The following is a 1169-nucleotide window of genomic DNA, read 5'->3' as shown; positions in this document are numbered from 1 at the left end:
CCGCCCAAGGAGCGCTCGCTGCTGTTGCTCAAACTGGCCGACGCCATTGAAGCCCACGGCCAAGAGCTGGCCAAGCTGGAATCGGACAACTGCGGCAAACCCTATGCCGCCGCGCTGAACGACGAGATCCCGGCGATTGCCGACGTGTTCCGTTTCTTCGCCGGTGCCAGCCGCTGCATGAGCGGTTCGGCCGGTGGCGAGTACCTGCCCGGCCACACCTCGATGATCCGCCGCGACCCGGTGGGCGTGATCGCCTCCATCGCGCCGTGGAACTACCCGCTGATGATGGTCGCCTGGAAAATCGCCCCGGCCCTGGCCGCCGGCAACACCGTGGTGCTCAAGCCGTCGGAGCAGACCCCGCTGACCGCCCTGCGCCTGGCGCAACTGGCGGCGGACATCTTCCCCGCCGGCGTGCTCAACCTGGTGTTCGGCCGTGGTCCTAGCGTGGGCAGCCCGCTGGTGACCCACCCGAAAGTGCGCATGGTGTCGCTGACCGGCTCGATCGCCACCGGTTCGAACATCATTTCCAGCACCGCCGACAGCGTCAAACGCATGCACATGGAACTGGGCGGCAAAGCCCCGGTGATCATCTTCGACGATGCCGACATTGACGCCGCCGTCGAAGGCATCCGCACCTTCGGTTTCTACAACGCCGGGCAAGACTGCACCGCCGCCTGCCGCATCTACGCGCAGGCAGGCATCTACGAGAAGTTCGTGGAAAAACTCGGCGCCGCCGTCAGCAGCATCAAGTACGGCCTGCAGGATGACCCGTCCACCGAACTGGGTCCGCTGATCACCGCGCAACACCGCGACCGCGTGGCCGGTTTCGTCGAGCGCGCCATCGCCCAGCCGCACATCCGCCTGGTCACCGGCGGCAAGGCCGTGGACGGCAACGGCTTCTTCTTCGAGCCGACGGTGCTGGCCGATGCGCGGCAGGACGACGAAATCGTGCGGCGCGAAGTGTTCGGCCCGGTGGTGTCGGTGACCAGGTTCAGCGATGAAGCACAGGTGCTGGGCTGGGCCAACGATTCGGACTACGGCCTGGCGTCCTCGGTGTGGACCGCCGACGTCGGCCGCGCCCATCGCCTGTCGGCCCGCTTGCAGTACGGCTGCACCTGGGTCAACACGCACTTCATGCTGGTCAGCGAAATGCCCCATGGCGGGCAGAA

1 protein-coding gene is annotated in these 1169 nt (G+C 66.7%); it reads left to right on the top strand.

The features are described 5' to 3' along the window. Positions 1-1169, top strand: a 1169-nt coding sequence (locus tag ACQKP2_RS33015) for a gamma-aminobutyraldehyde dehydrogenase (protein ID WP_427582403.1), incomplete at both ends; no start/stop codon positions are given.

The sequence above is a fragment of the Pseudomonas sp. NPDC089569 genome (assembly GCF_050280625.1).
Taxonomy (GTDB): domain Bacteria; phylum Pseudomonadota; class Gammaproteobacteria; order Pseudomonadales; family Pseudomonadaceae; genus Aquipseudomonas.
Note: the sequence above shows the minus strand (reverse complement) of the source record. Positions and strands in the feature narration are given on the sequence as shown.